We start from the raw sequence: 18211 nt of genomic DNA, 5'->3' as shown, positions 1-18211 counted from the left end.
TGCCCGAACGGGCACTGGCTCGTACCTGGTGATCGAGATCGTGCGGTGCCACCGTCGAGAGGTACGTCGACGGAAGGACACCGCAATGCACGCGCACGAGCACGACGTCCGTGAAGGCGAAGCGCTGCGCCCCAAAGGCTCCCGCCCGGACGAGCGGCCGGTGGCCGCGATCTTCTCCGCGGCCGCTGCCGGACGCACCGATGTGCTCGGCCCTGGCGGGATGTTGCGCATGCAGCGCGCAGTCGGCAACGCGGGCGCGGCGGCGCTGGCCGAGGAGCGCTCGCCGGTGCTCGACGTGGTGTCCGGCGGCGGGCGTCCGCTCGACGAGCCGGTGCGCCAGGACATGCAGGCGCGGCTCGGCGCGGATTTCTCCGACGTGCGGGTGCACGCCGACGACCGGGCGCACCGGTCGGCGCAGGCGGTCGGCGCGCACGCCTACACGGTCGGTTCGAACGTGGTGTTCCAGCGCGACAAGTACGACCCGCAGTCCACCGAGGGCAGGACGATGCTGGCACACGAGCTGACCCACGTGATCCAGCAGCGCAGCGGCCCGGTCGACGGCACGCCCACCGGCGACGGGGTCAGCGTGAGCGATCCGTCCGACCGCTTCGAGCGGGCCGCAGCCGAGAACGCCGAGCGCGCGATGGCCGCACCCGCGCCGGCCGCCGCCGTGCAGCGGGCCGCCGGCGAGGAGGACGAGCTGCAACTGGCTGCCGACCCGTCCCTGCAGCGGGCCGCCGACGAGGAGGACGAGCTGCAACTGGCCGCCGACCCGTCCGTGCAGCGCGAGCAGGACGAGGACGAGGAACCGATGTAGCCGGGCCCAGTTGACGGGCTCAGCCGGTGTGCGCGGACTCCGCGGTGGTGACGAAGTCGCCCACGGCCGGACGTGGCGCCGGGCGGCCGGCGTCCTGGGAGATGCCGCCGCTGACCATGTCCGGGAACCACTTGCGCACGATGCGCCCCTTCCAGCTGTCGGTGAGGTCGGGGAACAGGTAGTCGTCGCAGAACCTGTGCAGCACCTGCACCTGGAAATCGCCCAGTCCGAAGGTCTCGAACGTGCCGTCCTTGCGGTACAGCCGGACGGACTGGGGGACCAGCGCGAAGATCTTCTCGACGCTCTTGTCCGTCTGCCCGGTCAGGAGCAGGTCCTCGATCGCGTCGCGTGACATGTGCGCGGCAGCGCCGGCGGTCTGCGCGCCGAGCTCGTCGGACTTGCTGAGCAGCGTGTCGTCACCGCCGACCTTGAACTCGGTGCCCAGCTGGTTCAGCACCGACAGGCCGTGCTCGTTCAGGTAGTCGTGCACCGCGCCGGCCGCCAACTGCAGGAACGCGCTGTTCAGCATGCCCAGGTAGGCCTGGTAGTTCGCGTCGCGTTCGCGGTCGTCGCCACCTACTCCCGACCCGCTGACGCGGCCGGCGTAGCTGTCGCGCTCCTGCGCGGTCTGCGGGTCGGTCTGGCCACTGCCGAGCAACCGGTCACCCTCGCTGGTGTGCTCTGACGTCGGCGCCCGGCCGTACCGCTCCATGCCGGCCACGCCGGGCTGCCGCGCGCTACCCATCCGTGACATCACGCTGTCGGCGGGCAGCCCGAACCACGGCCGAGCCAGCCAGTTCAGCCCGTTGAGATAGTCGACGAACCACTGCATTATCAGCGTCTTGTTGGCCAGGTGCCCAGCGGCGAACGAGTCCTGCAGGAAGTGGTCGGCGTAACCGTTCTTGATCATCGCCTGGCGGTTGTGCTCCCGCGCGCTCGTGTCGATCACGTTCAGCGCGACCAGCCGGTGGCCGGACTCGTAGTGCAGGCGCGCCTCGTCCGCCGCCTCGTTGTGGAACAGTGACCAGCGTTCCCAACTGAGCGGCGCGAAGTGGCAGGCGTTGCGGGCGACCAGGCCCTTGTACCGGTTCAGGCCGAGCCCGGCGGTGTTCTCGTCCAGCGCCTTGACCTCGCCGGCGGCGCCGGGGACGAGGCTGGAGACCGCGCCGGCCATGTCGTCGCCGTGCAGGCCGAACTCGGCGCCCGCCGCGGCGAGGATGCCGGCGCGCATCGTCTGCAGCACCGGGACGAGTTGCGACGCCGGCAACGTGTCGTACGCGGTGGGGTCGGCGAGGTAGTCGCCCAGCGCGTTGAGTTCGCCGTAGCTGACCCACAGCCCGCTTGCGCGCAGCTGGAGCCAGCGCACGTCGCGAAAGCGCGCCGTGGGGTCGCGGAACGGGTCGCGCCGGAACCAGTTCATCCGCACGTACTCCTCGCTGAGCACGTGCTTGCGGTTCGCGTTGCTGACGGCGGCCTTGCCGAGCGCCTTCGGCGGCGTGTCACCGAGCAGCGCGTGCTCCCACGAGTTGTGCCGCTGCACGACAGGGCCGCCGGCGCCGAGCAGACGCGCGACGGCGCGGTTGCCGGCGGCGCGCTGCAGGGCGAGCAGCCCGACACCACGGGCCGGCGCCTTGCGCTCCACCACCGGTGCGGCCGCTGCAGGGGTCGCCCGGCGCACTGCCGGCACCGGCGCCATACGCCCCTCCCTGAACCCGTCGGCACGATCGAGTTGCAGTGTTCCGCCGACAGGCGTCCGGCCGCACCGACCGGACGCGCGCACTTTCGCGTCGGCCGCGCTGCCCTTGCCGCGGCACCAGGTCACGGCCGGCCGACGCCGCGAAGCCGCCCGATCGGGCAGCGACTACGTCCCGAGTTGGCGTCCGCACAAGCGTGTTGCCGCCGGTGCCTGAGCTCGAAGCTTGACCTCGTCGCTGACAGCGTTCGAGGAGGCAGCATGCCGACGTATCTCTCACCGGGTGTCTATGTCGAAGAGGTCGAGGCCGGTTCGCGCCCGATCGAAGGGGTCGGCACCGCGGTCGCCGCGTTCGTGGGGCTCGCCGAGAAGGGGCCGGTCAACGAGCCCACCCTGGTGTCCAACTGGTCGCAGTTCACCGAGACGTTCGGCACCTTCGTGCCGGACACCTACCTCGCCCACTCGGTGTACGGCTACTTCCTCAACGGCGGCGGCAACTGCTTCGTCGTACGGATCGGCAGCGGCAGCAACGGCAAGGGCAAGGCGCCCAGGGCGATCGCCGGACCGGCCGAGGCGAGCCTGACCGGCCTGAAGTTCACCGCGCTGCAGAATGCCCCGCGCAACAAGGCGATCAGCGTCGAGGTCGCAGACGCCGGCGGTGAGGCGCCCGCCGAAGATCACTTCAAGCTGATCGTCAACGTCGACGGCAAGCCGGCCGAGACCTATGACCGCGTGTCGGTCAAGCGCGGGCCGGACAACGTCGTCACGAAGGTGAACGAGCAGTCCAAGCTGATCAACATCGAAGAGATCGTGGCCGGCAGCGGGCTGGCCAAACCGACCAAGGGCACCACCGAGCTGGAGGCGCCGCCACCGGCACCGGAACCGCCGTCGACCGATCATCTCAGCGCCGACGACTACGTGGGCGACGCAGCAGACCGCACCGGCTTCAGCGGCCTCGAGGCGATCGACGAGGTCACCATGGTCGCCGTGCCCGACCTGATGGCCGCGTACGAGAAGGGCGCCATCGACCTGGAGACGGTGCAGGCCGTGCAGCTGGCGATGATCGCGCACTGCGAGCTGATGGGTGACCGGATGGCGATCCTCGACCCGCCGCCCGGCCTGTCGCCGCAGCAGGTCAAGGAGTGGCGCGTCGACGGCGCCGGTTACGACTCGAAGTTCGCCACCCTCTACTGGCCGTACGTGAAGGTGTTCGACCCGCCCACCGGCACCAACCGGTTCGTGCCGCCGTCCGGTCACATGGCCGGCGTCTGGGCCCGCAACGACGACACCCGCGGCGTGCACAAGGCGCCGGCGAACGAGGTCGTCCGCGGCGCGATCACGTTGCAGACACAGATCACCAAGGCCGAGCACGACCTGCTCAACCCGGTCGGCATCAACTGCATCCGCACCTTCCCCGGACGCGGGGTCCGGGTCTGGGGTGCGCGCACGCTGTCCAGCGACCCGGCCTGGCGCTACCTGAACGTGCGCCGCCTGTTCAACTACCTGGAGGAGTCGATCCTGCTGGGCACCCAGTGGGTGGTCTTCGAGCCGAACGACTACGCGCTGTGGGCGCGCATCAGGCGCACGATCAGCGCCTTCCTGGTCAACGAATGGCGCAAGGGCGCGCTGTTCGGCCTGACGCCCGACGAGGCGTTCTACGTCAAGTGCGACAGCGAAACCAACCCGGCCGAGGGGATCGACGCCGGCCAGGTCGTCTGCCAGATCGGGGTCGCACCCGTCAAACCCGCCGAGTTCGTCATCTTCCAGCTGGCGCAGTTCTCCGGCGGCACCAGCCTCGTCAACGAATAGGAGTTCGCAGCCATGCCGCTTCCCGCAATGGACATCTCCGCCGGTTACGCGTTCATCGTGAAGATCGACGGAGTGCAGGTCCCCGAGGTCATCGAGGTCTCCGGCCTCAAACTCGAGGTGGACAAGATCGAGTTCAAGCAGCAGACGGCCGACGGCAAGTTCATCGTCCGCCAGGTGATGGGCCGGCAGAAGGCCGGCGAGTTCACCGTCACCCGCGGGCTGACCGACAGCAAGACGATCACCGACTGGTTGGACCAGGTGTTCAAAGGACAGCTCGCCAGCGTCCGCAAGACCGCGGAGGTCTCGCTGATGGACTACTCCGGGGCCCCGATCAAGTCCTACAGCTTCGTCAACTGCTGGGTGAAGAGCGTCGAGATCAGCTCGCTGAAGGCGGGCTCCACCGAGCCGGCCACCGAGAAGTTCACGATCTGCTACGACGAGGTCAAGGCAGCCTGATGCAGCGATCCCGAGCAGGTGCCGCGCTGGCCGACCCGCCCGACGAGTTCGGGCAGGCCGCGCCCGCGCGGGCACGTGAGGAGCGGGCGCCGCTGCGGACCGAGTTCGACTTCGAGCTGCCGCGCGGCTTCCTCGACAAGGACGGTGTGGTGCACCGGACCGGGACGATGCGGCTGGCGACCGCGCGGGACGAGTTGCTGCCGCTGTACGACGCCCGGGTACAGGAGAACGCCGCGTTCACCACGGTCGTCCTGCTCAGCCGGGTGATCACGGCGCTGGGCACGCTCGATCTGATCAACTCGAATGTCATCGAGAACATGTTCGCCTCGGACGTCGCGTTCCTGCAGGACTTCTACCGCCGGATCAACGCCGAGGGTCACACCCGCGCGGCGGTCACCTGCCCGCAGTGCTCGAACCGGTTCACGATCGACCTCGCCGGTGGGCGCCTGGGGGAATCGTGACGTACGCGTCCAACCGGCTGTACGAGGAGGTCGCGTACGTCGCCTATCACTTCCACTGGCAGCTCGAGGACATCCTCGACCTCGAGCACGGCCAGCGCCGGCGCTACGTGGCCGAGATCGCGGCGATCAACACCCGCCTTTCGGAGGAGCGCTGATCCATGAGGTGGCCCTTACAGCGCCGCGCCGGCGAGGGCGCGGGCGGCGGACCGGCCGCGCCCGCCGTGCGCCCCGCGCCGTCCGCTGTCCGGCCGCCGACGGCTGACGCCACCGTCTCCGCCGCCGGCTGGGCGTTCCTGCCACCACTGCAGCGGGTGATCGCGCCGGAGTCGCCGGGCACGCACCGGCACGACCTGGCGGTGTGGCGCAGTCCCGCGCTTACCGGGACGCTGAGCCACGCCGTCAGCTCCGCCGCGCCCGCTGGCGTGATCGACGCGGACGGCCGCGGGGTGGGCGGCCCGTCCGAGCGAGCGCCGGCGACGACGCTGCCGCTGCCGGCGGCCGCACCGGCAACGGGTTCGCCACAGCCGCCGACGGTTCGGCCCGGTTCCCGCCCGGTGGTGCAGCGCACCGCGCTGCCGACCGCCCTGGTGGTGCCGCCGGCCGAATCCGCCGGCTCGCCGCTGCTCAGCGCGCCGGACGCGCCGATGCCGCTGGTACGCGTCGCCGTGATCGCTGACGCGGCCGGAGCGGACGGAGCGGCCGGAGCGGACGGAGCGGACGGAGCGGACGGAGCGTCGGGAGCGGCCGCCGCCGACCGGGCCGAGCCCGCGGCACCCCATCTCGCGGCCGAGCATGTCGCGGCCGAGCACGTTCCTGCCGAGCGCGTTGCTCCCGAGCAGGTTTCTGCCGTGCACGCTGCGGTGCAGGCCAGTTCCGAGCTCGTCCCGCCGCAGCACGCCTTCGCGCCGTTGCTGGCATCGGGCGCCACGGTCCCCGTTCCGGGCAACGCAGCGGTCACCGGAGCGGACAGTGGCGGCGCCACCTACGTCCCGGTGCCGCGCCCGCTCGCCACGCCCGCGACCCCCCCGGGCCGGAGCGCAGGCGCCGCAGCGCGGCCGGCCCCGCCCCGGCTGGGGCTCGGGGCGCCGTTGCCGAACGGTTCGGCCGCGGCGGCGATGCCGGTGCAGCGCAGCACGTCCGGGCCGGCGCGGGCGGGTACCGAAGCGCCGATCCTGGCTGTCCGAGACGCCGCACGCGCTCCCGCCGCCGCGCTCGCCCGGACCGTCCAGCGGCGCGGGCAGGAACCCACCGATCACGCCGCAGCGGCGAGGTCATCGAGTGTGCCCGTTCTGCCGAGTGCGCCGATCGCGGCGCCGGCCATGCCGACCGCTCCGACCGCTCCGAGTGCGCCGACCGCGCCGAGTGCGCCGAGTGCGCCGACCGCTCCGAGTGCGCCGACCGCGTCCCCGGAATCGGCCGCATCGAGCGTGCCCGGCGGATCCGCAGCGGCCGGCCGGGCGGCAACCCCTGCCGAAGCCGGGTCGGCGGGCGAGCCGGTCGGCCCGGAGCCACCCGCAATCCTCGCCGCGCCGGCGCTCGACCTGCCCCGCACCCCGGCAGTCGCCATCCAGCGGCACGTCGGCCTGCTCGGCGACCGGCCGCTTGCGCTGCAGCTCGGCGCCGCCGCACCGCGAACGCCCTCGTCCGCCGGTTCGGCGGTGCAGCGCGCGACGTCCACCGTCGGGGCGCGACCGGCGGCCGGCCAGGCAGTCGCCGGTTCGGCAAGCCCGTCCACGACCCACGGCCGGCTCGCGGTGGCACCACCGGCCGCCCGCGTGGAACTGCTCCCGCCCGAGGTGACCGTGCCGGCACGCGCCGATCGGTTCGCCCATGTCACCGGCTATGAACCGCTTCCGGCGGTGCCCGCTCCGGCGCTAGCCGGCCGGTCGGGGCAAGCGGTGCAGCGCAGCGCCGGCGGGCCGCACGCGGCAGATCGTCCGGCTCGGGTGTCGCAGTCCGATTCGCCCCCTCCCGCTCCGGCCGCGAGCGCGGTTGCCGCCCCGCTCGCCGCATCACCCACACCGTCAGCCGCGCCGCTGCCGATGCCGGTGCCGGTGGCGAGTGTGCAGCGAACCGAAGCGCCCGAGGTGCAGACCGACCTCGAAGCCAGCCAGGCCGCCGAGAGCACGGCGCGGCCCGCCGAGAGCAGCACAGGGCCCGCCGAGAGCAGCACGGGGCCCGCCGTGGGCACCGCGATCGAGCCGTCCGGCCGATCCGACGCCGTCATGTCGCCCGGAGGCGGGTCCGCCGGTGCGTCCGGCGCGGGCTCGCCGCACCCGGGTGCCGAACTCGACCCGACCGAGCTGGACCGGCTGGCCGGCCGGCTGCTCGGTCCGCTGACCAGGCGGATCAAGGCGGAGATGGTGATCGACCGGGAACGGCGCGGCCTGCGCTCGGACCCGCGGTGAGACGCGGGGTGGGTCCAATGCGAAAGGACAGGCGATGAGCTCGGTTCTGCAGGAGGTCGACACCGCCGTCTCGGTGTGTTTCGTCGTCAAGTTGGACGACGTCGACCTCGGCGTCTTCTCCTCGTGCGAGGGGCTCGGCTGCGAGGTGGTGATGGAGACGCGCGAGGAGGGCGGCAACAACAGCTTCGTCTGGCAACTGCCGTCGCGGCTGAAGTACCCGAACGTCAAGCTGACCCGCCCGCTCGGAAAGGACACCGAGAAGATCGCGACCTGGATCTCCAGCATGGCCGCCGGGTACACGCGGCGCACCGCCACGATCGAGGCGATGTCCACCGACGGGCAGGTGGTCGCGCAGTGGGGGCTGCTCGACGTCGTGCCGGTGCGCTGGACCGGGCCGTCGCTCGCGGCCGACGCGCCCAAGGTGCTCACCGAGACGATCGAGATCGCGCACCACGGCTTCCTGCCGGCGGGGCGGTGAGCCGCGATGAGCAGCCCGGTGGCGTTCAGCGCAACAGGTGTCGGCGGCGGCAACGGCGGCCGGCCGAAGCTGGAGCACGCGTACCTGCAGCTGCACGAGCCCTCGGCGGACGGCTCGTTCGCCAAGCCGGGCCCCCAGCTGGGCAAGATCGAGTTCCAGTTCAATCCGAAGGAACTCAGCCTGTCCAAGTCGGCGGCCTGGACGCGCTCGAGCGCGCGCGGGAACAAGAAGAGCGGCCCGCCGCAGTACAACGGCCCGCAGCCGTCCAAGCTCACCCTGGAGATGTTCTTCGACGCCTCGGACACGCAGGACAACAGCGTGGTCAAGCGGGTGGAGCAACTGTTCGCGTGCTGCGTGCCGACCGACTCGTCCTTCCAGCAGAAGAAGGGCTCGCCGCCCTGGGTGCTGTTCCGCTGGGGCGGGCTGACCGGGTTCCTCGCCTACATCAGCTCGGTGAGCGTGAAGTACACGCTGTTCACCTCCGGCGGACTGCCGGTGCGCGCAACCGTCTCGGTCACCCTGGAGGAGCTGGCCGGCGACGCGCCGCGGCAGAATCCGACGTCCGGCGGCCTCGTGCCGCAGCGCGTGCACACCACCGTCGAGGGCGACTCGCTGCAGGCCATCGCGTACCGCGAGTACGGCAACCCGGCCAGGTGGCGAGCGGTTGCCGAGGCGAACGGCATCGACGACCCGATGCGGCTGCGGCCGGGCACCGTCTTGCTGCTCCCGGCGCTCGCCGAACTCACCGCGGCCCCGGCGGACGGTGCCGCGCGGGAGGTGATCCGTGCCTAAGCCCAGGGAGGGGGCGGTCTACACCGCACTCGTCACCGCGAACGGCTCGCCGCTGGCCGCCGACACGGCTGCGCTGCTGGCCAGCGTGGTCGTCGACAGCACCCGCAACGCGCCCGACCTGTTCGTGCTGCGGTTCAGCGACAACGAGGGCGAGGTGCTCAAGAAGGCCGGGCTGCACGTGGGCGTTCCGGTCAGGATCAGCGTCCAGGCCGGCGACAGCAGCGCGCCGAAGGTGCTGCTCGACGGCGAGGTGACCGCGGTCGAGACCGAGATCGACGCGACCGGCACGCACGTGCTCGTGCGCGGCTTCGACAAGGCGCACCGGTTGTTCCGGGGACGCCGGGTCAAGACGTACGTCAAGATGACCGCCGGTGACATCGCGAAGAAGCTCGGCGGTGACGCCGGCCTGCCGGTGCGGGCGAGCGCGTCGTCCACGACCGTGCACGAACACGTCGCGCAGAACGCGATCAGCGACTGGGAGTTGCTGACCCGGCTGGCCGGCGCGATCGGCGCCGAGGTGAAGATGGTCGACGGCACCTTGCAGTTCCGCGACGCCACCGCGCCGGACCAGGCGCCGAGCACGGCGCAGGACGCGGGGCAGAACGCGTTCGTCCTGGAGAAGGACCGCAACATCATCACCATGCGGGCGACCGTCACCGCGGCCGACCAGGTGCCCAGGGTCGAAGTACGCGGCTGGGACCCTAAGCAGAAGCGGGCGACGGTCGGGACGGCCGTGCCGAGAACGAGCAGCGCCCAGTTGAGCACGCTCTCCCCGGCCGCCGTCGCCACCAGCTTCAGCAGCCCGGACTGGATCGAGTCCGACTCGCGGTTCACCGTCCAGGGCCAGTGCGAGGCGCGGGCCGAGGCGGTGGCCGATCGGCTCGCCGGCTCGCTGGCCGAGCTGGAGTGCGTGCTGGTGGGCAACCCGGACCTGTGCGCCGGCGCGGCGGTCGCCCTGACGAACGTGGGCGAGCCGTTCGACGGCAAGTACACCGTCACCTCGGCGCGGCACGAGTTCAGCCCGGACTGCGGCTACCGCACCCACGTCACGGTCAGCAACGCCTCGGACCGATCGCTGTTCGGCGTCGCCGCGGGGGCCGGCCCCGGTGCGGGCCGGCCGGGGCAGATGGACGGCGTGATGATCGGGATCGTCAGCTCGGCCAAGGACCCCGAGCAACTGGGCCGGGTTCAGGTGCAGCTGCCGATGCTGTCCGGCGACTACGTCAGCCACTGGTGCCGCGTGCTCCAGTTCGGGGCCGGGCAGGGCCGCGGCCTGGTGTGGCTGCCGGAGGTGGGCGACGAGGTGCTCGTGGCGTTCGGGCAGGGGCACGTCGACGACCCGTACGTGCTCGGCGGGATCTACAACGGCAAGGACAAGCCGAAGCCGGCCTGGTCCGACGTCATCGACGGCAACTCCGGGCAGGTGACGTGCCGGGCCCTGGTCTCGCGCACCGGCATGAGTGTCGAGCTGCTCGAGTCGTCCGCGAGCGAGGTGCTGACGATCAGCACCAACCAGGGGGCGCACAAGATCGCGCTGTCGCAGACCGACAAGAAGATCGAGATCATTTCCGAGGGGCCGGTCTCGGTCACCGCGAAGCAGGACGTCCAGGTGAGGACCGACAGCGGCTCGGTGTCGATCAAGGGCAACAAGGTGCAGATCGAGGCGACCACCGACCTCGTCCTGAAGGGCGCCAGCGTCACGGCGCAGGCGCAGGCCGCCGCCGAGCTCAGCGGCGCGAGCGTGAAGGTCGCCGGCCAGGCATCCGCCGAGCTGTCCGCCTCCGGCGTCGCCACCGTCAAGGCCCCGCTGGTGAAGATCAACTGAGGAGATCGGCATGCCACCTGCGGCGCGCGTCGGGGACCTGACCCCGCACCCCGGCGTCATCACCGGGCCGGGTGTGGCCACCGTGCTGATCGGCGGCCTGCCGGCGTCGGTGCTGGGTGACCTGCACACCTGCTCGTTCCCGCCGCCGGCCGGCCCGCACCCGCCGTCGCCGATGACGGCGAAGGCGGTCAGCGTGCTGATCGGCGGCAGCCCGGCGGTGACCGTGGGCGACCTGTCCGGCTGCGGCGCCCCGGTCCTGCCACCTGGCTGCCCGACCGTCCTGATCGGCGGTTGAGGCGATGGGGCAGGAGTTCATCGGTGCCGGCTGGGCGTTCCCGCTGCGCACCGACCGCACCGGCGGCATCGCGCTGGTCAGCCGTGAGCGCGAGATCGAGGAGAGCATCCGGCTGATCCTGGCGACCGCGCCCGGGGAACGGCCGATGCGTCCGGAGTTCGGCTGCGCCGTGCACGACTACGTGTTCGCGCCGGCCGACGCCGCGACCGCCGGCGACATCGCGTACGCCGTGCGCGTGGCGTTGGACCGGTGGGAGCCGCGCATCACGCTGGAGGACGTCTTCGTCCGCTTCGACGAGGTCGACAGCGGCACGCTCTACATCGACATCCACTACAGCATCCGCGGCACCAACGACCCGCGGAACCTGGTGTTCCCGTTCTACGTGATCCCGTCGCACGAACCGGAGGACGCGTAATGGCGCTGCCCGTGCCCGACCTGGACGACCGGCGCTTCCAGGACCTCGTCGACGACGCGAAGCGACTGGTCCAGCAGCGCTGCCCGCAGTGGACCGACCACAACGTGTCCGACCCCGGCGTCACCTTGATCGAGACCTTCGCGTACATGGTCGACCAGCTGCTGTACCGGCTCAACCGGGTGCCGGACCGGCTGTACGTGAAGTTCCTCGAGCTGATCGGCACCACCCTCTTCCCGCCCACCGCGGCGACCGCTCAGGTCACCTTCTGGCTCTCCGCCGCGCAGGACGACGACGTGCGGGTGCCCGCCGGCACCGAGGTGTGCACGCTGCGCACCGAGGACGACGAGTCGGTCAACTTCGAGACCGTGCGCGACCTGACGATCCCGCCCCGCTCGCTACGGCACGTGGCCACGCAGCCCGACGGCGGCGAGGTCCACGGCCGGCCGGAGGCGCTGGTCGGCGAGGGCGAGTTCGCGTGCTTCACCGCGCATCCGGTGCCCGGCGACGCGCTGCTGCTCGGGCTCAGCGACGCGGCGCCGAACTGCGCGATCGCGCTGCGCTTCGACTGCTCGGTGCAGGGCGTCGGCGTCGACCCGCTGTTCCCGCCCCTGGTCTGGGAGGCCTGGACCGGGACGGCGTGGAGCCGCTGCGACCTCGACCGGGACGAGACGGGCGGCCTGAACCGGGCCGGCGACGTCATCGTGCACGTACCGGGCACGCACGCCGCCTCGCTGATCGACGGGCAGCGGGCCGGCTGGCTGCGCTGCCGCGTGGTGGCGGCCGAGGCCGGTTTCCCGTTCTACGGCGCCTCGCCGACGGTCCACAAGCTCAGCGCGTTCACGATCGGCGCGACGGTGCCGGCGACCCACGCGGAAACCGTCACCGACGAGATCATTGGCATCTCCGAGGGCGTGCCCGGCCAGTCGTTCGCCCTGGCGCGCGCGCCGGTGGTCGCCGGCGACGCGCAGTTCGCGGTCGAGGTCGCGGCGGGCCACGGCTGGGACGCGTGGACCGAGACCAGCTCGTTCGCCCGGTGCGGCCCGGATGATCACGTGCTGCGCATCGACCGCACCAGCGGCACGATCACCTTCGGTCCCGCGGTACGCGAGCCGGACGGCGCGTTCACGCACTACGGCGCGGTGCCGCCGAAGGCAGCGCCGATCCGGGTGCGCAGCTACCGCACCGGTGGCGGCTCGGCGGGCAACGTGAGCGCGCGCGCGATCAACGTGCTGCGCACCTCGATCCCGTTCGTGGACCGGGTGGAGAACCGCCGTCCCGCGACCGGCGGCATCGCCGGCGAGACCATCGAGCAGGCCAAGGTCCGCGGCCCGCTGCTGCTGCGCACCCGAGACCGCGCGATCACGCCCGGCGACTACGAGTACCTGGCCCGCGAGGCCGCACCCGACGTCGCCCGGGTGCACTGCGTGCCGGCCGGCGACGGTGCCGACGCCGGGGGGTTGCGCCTGCTGGTGGTGCCGGCCGCGGCGGCCGACGAGACCGGCCGGGTGCGCTTCGAGGATCTGGTGCCGTCCGACGACGTGCTCGAACGGATCACCCGCTACCTCGACGAGCGCCGCGCGGTGGGGGCGCGCCTGCTGGTGGAGCCGCCGTTCTACCAGGGCGTGACGGTCGTGACGCAGCTGACCGCGCTGGCGCGCGCCCGCGTCGAGGACGTGCGTGCCGCCGCGCTCGCCGCGCTGTACCGCTATCTCGATCCGCTCACCGGCGGCATGGACGGGAACGGCTGGACGTTCGGCCGTGCGGTGCGCTCCGGCGAGGTGTACTCGGTGCTGCAACGGCTTCCCGGCATCGAGGTGGTCGATGACGTGCGGCTGTTCGCGGCCGACCCGCTGACCGGCCAGCGCGGTGACGCGGTGCAGCGCATCCCGCTGGACAGGCACGCGCTCGCGTTCTCCTTCGAGCACCAGGTGCGGGTGTCGGCAGGTGTCTAGGGGGAGCGAGCCGTGCGCGGGGTGATCGAGGATCTCGTCGCCGCGGCACCGCTCGCCCTGGAACTGCCCGCGGTGCTGCAGGACGACGAGTTCGCGATGCGGTTCGTGTCCGCGTTCGACGTCGCCCTCGCGCCGATCGTGGCGACGCTGGACGACCTGGACGCGTACGTCGACCCGCACCTGGCCCCCGCCGATTTCCTCGACTGGCTGGCAACCTGGGTCGGCGTCGAGTTCGCCGACGCGTGGGATCTGCCGCGGCGCCGTCGGCTCGTCGCGAGCGCGGTGGCGGCCTACCGGCGGGACGGGACGCCGGGCGCGATCCGCGACGCGGTCGCGCTGGCCACCGGCGGCGCGGTCGAGGTGCTCGAGAGCGGCGGGGCCCGGTGGTCGGCGACCCCTGGCGCAGCGCTGCCCGGGTCGGCCGAGGCGAGCGTGCACGTGCGCGTCACGGTCGAGGACCCGTCCCGAGTGGACGTGCGGCGGGTGGCCAAGCTGGTCGGCGCCATCAAGCCGGCGCACATCGCACACACGGTGGAGGTGGTCGGGCCATGATCGTCTGCACGTCGTGCGGCGCTCGCAACGAGGATGGCGAATCCTTCTGCGGCGAGTGCGGTTCCTACCTGGAGTGGGCGGGCGAGCGGCTCGAACCCACGGCAGAACCGGTGCACGAACCGGCGCCGTCCGCGCTCGCGGCACCGGCTGCCCCGGTCGCGGCTGCTCCGGAACCGGCCACCGTGCAACAACCGGCCACCGTGCAACAACCGGCCACCGTGCAACAACCGGCCACCGTGCAACAACCGGCCACCGTGCAACAACCGGCCACCGTGCAACAACCGGCCACGGTGCAACAACCGGCCACGGTGCAACAACCGGCGACCTCGCAACAACCGGCGACCTCGCAACAACCGGCGACCGTGCAACAACCGGCCGCGGTGCGCCCCGGCGCGGCCGCGCCGAAGCCGCGCCGTCGCGAGCTGCCGCCGGAGGAGCGGGCGGCTGCGCCCGGTGAGGTGATCTGCGGCAGTTGCGGCGCGGGCAACGCGCCGTCCCGCAAGTTCTGCCGGCGTTGCGGTAACGACCTGGCCGATGCGCCGGTGGTGGGCGCCCCGCCGTGGTGGCGGCGGATGTTCGTCCGCAGCGGGCGTGCTGCGCCCGTTGCCGGCACCCGTCCGGAGTACCGGACGAGGCGGCGGTCCTACCGTTGGCTGGCCTGGTTGCTCGCCGTGCTGGTCGTGGCCGCCGCGGCGGTGTTCTTCACCAAGCCGTACTGGTCGGGCGCCGCGAACTCGGTGGCCGACCGGGTGAAGGGAACCAGGGTCGTCAACCCGACCTCGTTCAGGGCGACGTCCGCGGCGAAGGGGCACGGCGCGAGAGCAGTGCGCGACGGCGCGCCGAACGTGTACTGGGCGCCCGGGAACAGCGCGAAGGCGTCCGGGCAGTCGGTGACCCTCGGCTTCGCCACGCCGTACCGGCTGGTGTACCTGCGGGTGTTCAACGGCGCGTCCGATCAGCTCAAGGACTACCTCGCCGAGTCGAGCGCGCAGCGGATCGAGGTGACCCTGACCCGCAAGGGGCACGCACGCGTCGTCAAGGACTTCACGCTCAGCGACAAGCCCGGCGCCCAGGACCTGCACCTCGCAGTCAGTGACGTCACCGACGTGCAGGTGACGATCCTGTCGACCTACCGGCCCGCGGCCGGCAAGCTGGTCGCGCTGGGGGAGCTGGAGTTCCTGGCGCGCAAGTAGTCAGCGGCAGGGCACCGGGAGTCAGCGGTAGGGTACCGGCTCGGCCGCGACGCCGAGCGAGTCCAGGACGTCGCGATAGCCCCGCAGCGCGCGCTGCGCCGCCGCGTGATCGCCCTGCGCCTCGTGAGCGCGGATCAGCACCCGCCAGCACCGGTCGTGGTAGCGGTCGATGTGCACGCCGCGCGCGGCCGCGCCGGCGGCCGACTCCGCGTCGCCGCGATCGAGGTGCAGCTCGGCCAGGGTGGCGGCGGCACCCACTGCGAGGGTGCGGTACCGCTCGCGCGGGTCGATCACCCAGTCGGCCGCACCGTCCTCGGGCAGCAGGTCGCCGGCGTAGCTGCTCAACGCGCGCCCGAGCGCGGCGATCGCTGCGTCCGGGTCGCCGGCACTGCGGGCACGCGCCGCCGTCGACAGTTCGGTGTCGAACTCGCGGACGTCGTACCGGGCGTCGCTGCCGAGCACCAGCCGGTACGCGTCGCCGTCGCGCTCGATCAGCGAGAGCCGCGGCTGCTCGCCCGGCGTCAGCATGCGGCGCAGCGTCGAGATGCTCACCTGCAGGTTGTGCAGCGCCGCGTCCGAGGCGAGTTCGCCCCACAGCGCGTCGGCCAGCCGCTCGCGGTGCACCGGTTCGCCCGCGTGCAGCGCGAGCAGTCGCAGCAGGGCTCTGGCCCTGGGACGGGCGCCGGTAAGCGGCTGCACGACGCCGCCGATCGAGAGCCGGAACGGGCCGAAGCAGCTCAGTTCGAGCGAGCGCGGCCCCGCGATCGGTCCGGTGCTCCCCGCCGTTCGCCGGGCCACGGTCGGCGGTGGGTCGGTCGCGCGCCGCAGCCAGCGCCAGGGCTGTACGTCCAGGCCGATCTCGGCGCTGGTGGAGGCGGCCAGCTCGGTGAGCTCGGCGGCATCCTCGGTACGGGCGAGCGCGAGCGCGGAGTAGGCGATGGCGAGTGCACCGGTCGCGCCCGCCGTCCGTGCGAACGACTCCGCTGCCCGTGCGTACGCCTCCGCCTCGGGGCGGTCCTCGGCCGCGAACACGAGGGCCTGCACGCAGCGCGCCCACGCCTCCTGGACGCCGGCCTGCATGCCGCGAGCGAAGTCGATGAACGCCTCCAGCTTGTCCAGGTCCGGGGCGCCGCTGCGCAGCCCGGCCAGTTGCACGCAGGTGCCGATCACCAGCGCGCCCCACAGGTCGCCGCGGGCCACGCAGTCCTGGGCCAACTCCTCGGCGGCATGTAGCCGGGCGGGGTCGCCGTCGAGCACCAGTACGATCGCCTGGCCGGTGCGAGCCAGCCAGGTGTAACCGCACAGTTCGGCCTCGGCGCACACCGCGTCCAGCTCGCGCAGCGCTGCCGCCCGCGAGCGTTCGAAGACACTGAACGCGGCCAGTGCCAGGCGTGCGGCCAGTGCGGCACGGCGATCATCGTCCGGACGACCGGCGCGCCGGCGCAATACGGTCACCGCACGCGCCTGGTCGCCGGCCAGGAAGTGCGCTAGTCCCTCGACCAGTTCACCCATCGCCGTCCCCAGCCGGCGCGCCCGCTCGGCCTGCAGTTGCGGGTTGCGTTGGACCGCCGCGCGCAGCAGGTCCGCCCACCGCGCGTCGATCTCCTGCGGGCCGCGTACCCAGGCGGTGGCGGTGCGCAGCACCTCGCCGCACTGCTCTCGCCCGCGCTGCTGGGTGAACTGTTCGCGGGCCCGCCGCGCCGCGCGTTCGGCGGCGTGGAACTGCCCGTCGTCGAGCAGCCGGCGGGCCTCGGCCAGCGCGACCCACGGATCGTCCCGGCTCAGCCAGAGCGGCAGCAGCTCGGCCCAGTTGGACGTCGGGTCGGCCGCCAGCCGCTCGCCGTCCTCGTGCAGCAGGCGGCGCACGCCGGCCCAGTCCGCGGCACGGCAACGGGCCCGCAGCGCCTCGACCACCGCACCGTCGGCCTCCAGGATGTCCGCGGCCCGGCGGTACCAGTCGTGTGCACCGGCATCGCCCAACTCCTCGCGCAGCGCGGACTCCAGGTAGCGACGCAGCACCTGGTGATAACGGAACGTGAGGCCGCCGTCGTCGCTGGTGGTCAGTGCCTGCCGGTGTTCGAGTTCTTCCAGTGCCTGCTGGGCACCGCCGCGGCCGAGCAGCCGTTCGCAGCGGTCCGCCGTCACGGTGTCGAACACGCAGGTGCGGCGAAGCAGGTCACGCAACTCCTCGGGCAGGCCGGCGAGCACCTGCGCCGAGAGGTACTCCTTGGCGTATCGCGCCGGGCCGAGCGAGCGCACCGCCTCGCTGCGCTGCGCTGCCGCCCGGCCGCCCGTGGCCAGGTGGAACAGTTGCAGCGCCACGGCCCAGCCGTCGGTGCGACGCGCCAGCACCGCGGCGTCCTCGGGCAGTAGCGGCTCGCGGTGGAAGTCGCGGAACAGCTCCTCGACCTCCCAGCTGCGAAACCGCAGGTCGTCGCCGTCGATGATCACCGGGCTGCGGACCTCGCCGCGGGACAGGTTGATCTCCGGGATCACCCGGCCGCCGAGCAGTACCAGCAGGTTGGGCGGGGCGAGCAGCAGCAGGCGTTCCAGATCCGCCGTCGCGCCCGTGCCGGCGAGTTCCTGGACGTCGTCGACGACGAGTACCACCTTCTCCTCGACCGCCTCGAGCAGGGCGACGAGGTCCTCGAGTTCGTCCACCGTGCCGGCCAGGCTCGGGTGCCCGTCCGGAAGCCTGCTGACGAACGCGACCCGCAGCGCCGCGGCCACGATCGTGGGCAGCGCCGAGCGCGGTCCCGCGCCTGCGTCGGACGCATCGGCCCGGTACCAGGCGACGATGCCGCTCTGCGCGCGCGCCCACCGGGCGAGCAGGGTGGTCTTGCCCGAGCCTGCGGGGGCGACGACGAGCGCGAGCCCGGTGGCGCGCACAGTGTCCAGCATGCGGTGCAGGCGCAGCCGGGTGTGCCCGTGCGCAACCGGTGTGCGCACCCGGGCCATCGGGACCGGTTGCCGGCGCAATGAGGCTCGCTTTCCCCCCGATCGTGGCGCATCCTAGCCCGGCCACGACCACTGTGGGCGGTTCGCGGCCGAACCGTTCCGGTATG

The 18211-nt window shown here is 72.5% G+C and carries 16 protein-coding genes; 14 read left to right on the top strand and 2 right to left on the bottom strand.

The genetic code is table 11. From position 1 onward, the window contains the following. The first annotated feature begins 85 nt into the window (after window positions 1–85). Complete coding sequence (locus M6B22_RS10055; RefSeq protein WP_269445626.1) at window positions 86–817, top strand: eCIS core domain-containing protein; 732 nt, start codon at window positions 86–88, stop codon at window positions 815–817. A gap of 19 nt (window positions 818–836) precedes the next feature. Here M6B22_RS10055 and M6B22_RS10050 read toward each other — a convergent pair whose 3' ends face one another. After that, a complete protein-coding gene (locus M6B22_RS10050; protein WP_269445625.1) occupies window positions 837–2513 on the bottom strand; it encodes a hypothetical protein in 1677 nt (558 codons plus the stop codon). 258 nt (window positions 2514–2771) lie between these two features. Between M6B22_RS10050 and M6B22_RS10045 the strand changes: the two genes are divergently transcribed. Genes M6B22_RS10045 through M6B22_RS09985 form a run of 13 tightly spaced genes read left to right on the top strand, consistent with a single transcriptional unit; the run spans window position 2772 to window position 15146 of the window. Then, entirely contained in the window at window positions 2772–4319 is a 1548-nt protein-coding gene (locus M6B22_RS10045) for a phage tail sheath family protein (RefSeq protein ID WP_269445624.1), read from the top strand. 12 nt (window positions 4320–4331) lie between these two features. Next, window positions 4332–4775, top strand: a complete 444-nt coding sequence (locus tag M6B22_RS10040) for a phage tail protein (protein WP_269445623.1) — start codon at window positions 4332–4334, stop codon at window positions 4773–4775. Continuing rightward, window positions 4775–5236 carry a hypothetical protein gene (locus M6B22_RS10035; protein ID WP_269445622.1) on the top strand — a complete coding sequence of 154 codons (462 nt, stop codon included), beginning with the start codon at window positions 4775–4777 and terminating at the stop codon, window positions 5234–5236. The genes M6B22_RS10040 and M6B22_RS10035 overlap by 1 nt, the downstream gene beginning before the upstream one ends. After that, window positions 5233–5391, top strand: coding sequence for a DUF6760 family protein (locus M6B22_RS10030; protein ID WP_269445621.1), 159 nt, complete (start codon window positions 5233–5235; stop codon window positions 5389–5391). Before M6B22_RS10035 ends, M6B22_RS10030 begins: the two co-directional genes overlap by 4 nt. A gap of 3 nt (window positions 5392–5394) precedes the next feature. Further along, window positions 5395–7644 (top strand): hypothetical protein, encoded by a 2250-nt coding sequence (locus M6B22_RS10025; protein WP_269445620.1) that lies wholly within the window; start codon window positions 5395–5397, stop codon window positions 7642–7644. Between the two features lie 34 nt (window positions 7645–7678). Next, window positions 7679–8122, top strand: a complete 444-nt coding sequence (locus M6B22_RS10020; protein WP_269445619.1) for a phage tail protein — start codon at window positions 7679–7681, stop codon at window positions 8120–8122. Between the two features lie 6 nt (window positions 8123–8128). After that, window positions 8129–8914: a CIS tube protein gene (locus M6B22_RS10015; protein WP_269445618.1), complete on the top strand. Its 786-nt coding sequence runs from the start codon at window positions 8129–8131 to the stop codon at window positions 8912–8914. Further along, the gene (locus M6B22_RS10010) at window positions 8907–10739 is read left to right on the top strand and encodes a VgrG-related protein (protein ID WP_269445617.1); all 1833 of its coding nucleotides are present in this window, start codon (window positions 8907–8909) and stop codon (window positions 10737–10739) included. Before M6B22_RS10015 ends, M6B22_RS10010 begins: the two co-directional genes overlap by 8 nt. A 10-nt stretch (window positions 10740–10749) precedes the next feature. Further along, a complete protein-coding gene (locus M6B22_RS10005; protein ID WP_269445616.1) occupies window positions 10750–11034 on the top strand; it encodes a PAAR domain-containing protein in 285 nt (94 codons plus the stop codon). 4 nt (window positions 11035–11038) lie between these two features. After that, on the top strand, window positions 11039–11449 hold the full coding sequence (locus M6B22_RS10000; RefSeq protein WP_269445615.1) for a GPW/gp25 family protein: 411 nt from the start codon (window positions 11039–11041) through the stop codon (window positions 11447–11449). Further along, window positions 11449–13401 carry a putative baseplate assembly protein gene (locus M6B22_RS09995; protein WP_269445614.1) on the top strand — a complete coding sequence of 651 codons (1953 nt, stop codon included), beginning with the start codon at window positions 11449–11451 and terminating at the stop codon, window positions 13399–13401. The genes M6B22_RS10000 and M6B22_RS09995 overlap by 1 nt, the downstream gene beginning before the upstream one ends. Before the next feature lie 12 nt (window positions 13402–13413). Then, window positions 13414–13953, top strand: coding sequence for a phage tail protein I (locus M6B22_RS09990; protein ID WP_269445613.1), 540 nt, complete (start codon window positions 13414–13416; stop codon window positions 13951–13953). After that, the gene (locus M6B22_RS09985; RefSeq protein WP_269445612.1) at window positions 13950–15146 is read left to right on the top strand and encodes an NADase-type glycan-binding domain-containing protein; all 1197 of its coding nucleotides are present in this window, start codon (window positions 13950–13952) and stop codon (window positions 15144–15146) included. Before M6B22_RS09990 ends, M6B22_RS09985 begins: the two co-directional genes overlap by 4 nt. A 21-nt stretch (window positions 15147–15167) precedes the next feature. On the opposite strand, the gene M6B22_RS09980 is transcribed toward M6B22_RS09985, so the two are convergent. Continuing rightward, entirely contained in the window at window positions 15168–18095 is a 2928-nt protein-coding gene (locus M6B22_RS09980; protein ID WP_269445611.1) for a BTAD domain-containing putative transcriptional regulator, read from the bottom strand. Window positions 18096–18211: the final 116 nt, after the last annotated feature.

It is taken from the genome of Jatrophihabitans cynanchi (assembly GCF_027247405.1).
GTDB lineage: Bacteria > Actinomycetota > Actinomycetes > Mycobacteriales > Jatrophihabitantaceae > Jatrophihabitans_B > Jatrophihabitans_B cynanchi.
This window is presented reverse-complemented; position numbering and strand designations above follow the sequence as displayed.

Coding starts and splice junctions, on each gene's coding strand:
- M6B22_RS10055 (WP_269445626.1), top strand. CDS start 86: ATGCACGCGCACGAGCACGACGTCCGTGAAGGCGAAGCGCTGCGCCCC.
- M6B22_RS10050 (WP_269445625.1), bottom strand. CDS start 2,513: ATGGCGCCGGTGCCGGCAGTGCGCCGGGCGACCCCTGCAGCGGCCGCA.
- M6B22_RS10045 (WP_269445624.1), top strand. CDS start 2,772: ATGCCGACGTATCTCTCACCGGGTGTCTATGTCGAAGAGGTCGAGGCC.
- M6B22_RS10040 (WP_269445623.1), top strand. CDS start 4,332: ATGCCGCTTCCCGCAATGGACATCTCCGCCGGTTACGCGTTCATCGTG.
- M6B22_RS10035 (WP_269445622.1), top strand. CDS start 4,775: ATGCAGCGATCCCGAGCAGGTGCCGCGCTGGCCGACCCGCCCGACGAG.
- M6B22_RS10025 (WP_269445620.1), top strand. CDS start 5,395: ATGAGGTGGCCCTTACAGCGCCGCGCCGGCGAGGGCGCGGGCGGCGGA.
- M6B22_RS10020 (WP_269445619.1), top strand. CDS start 7,679: ATGAGCTCGGTTCTGCAGGAGGTCGACACCGCCGTCTCGGTGTGTTTC.
- M6B22_RS10015 (WP_269445618.1), top strand. CDS start 8,129: ATGAGCAGCCCGGTGGCGTTCAGCGCAACAGGTGTCGGCGGCGGCAAC.
- M6B22_RS10005 (WP_269445616.1), top strand. CDS start 10,750: ATGCCACCTGCGGCGCGCGTCGGGGACCTGACCCCGCACCCCGGCGTC.
- M6B22_RS10000 (WP_269445615.1), top strand. CDS start 11,039: ATGGGGCAGGAGTTCATCGGTGCCGGCTGGGCGTTCCCGCTGCGCACC.
- M6B22_RS09995 (WP_269445614.1), top strand. CDS start 11,449: ATGGCGCTGCCCGTGCCCGACCTGGACGACCGGCGCTTCCAGGACCTC.
- M6B22_RS09985 (WP_269445612.1), top strand. CDS start 13,950: ATGATCGTCTGCACGTCGTGCGGCGCTCGCAACGAGGATGGCGAATCC.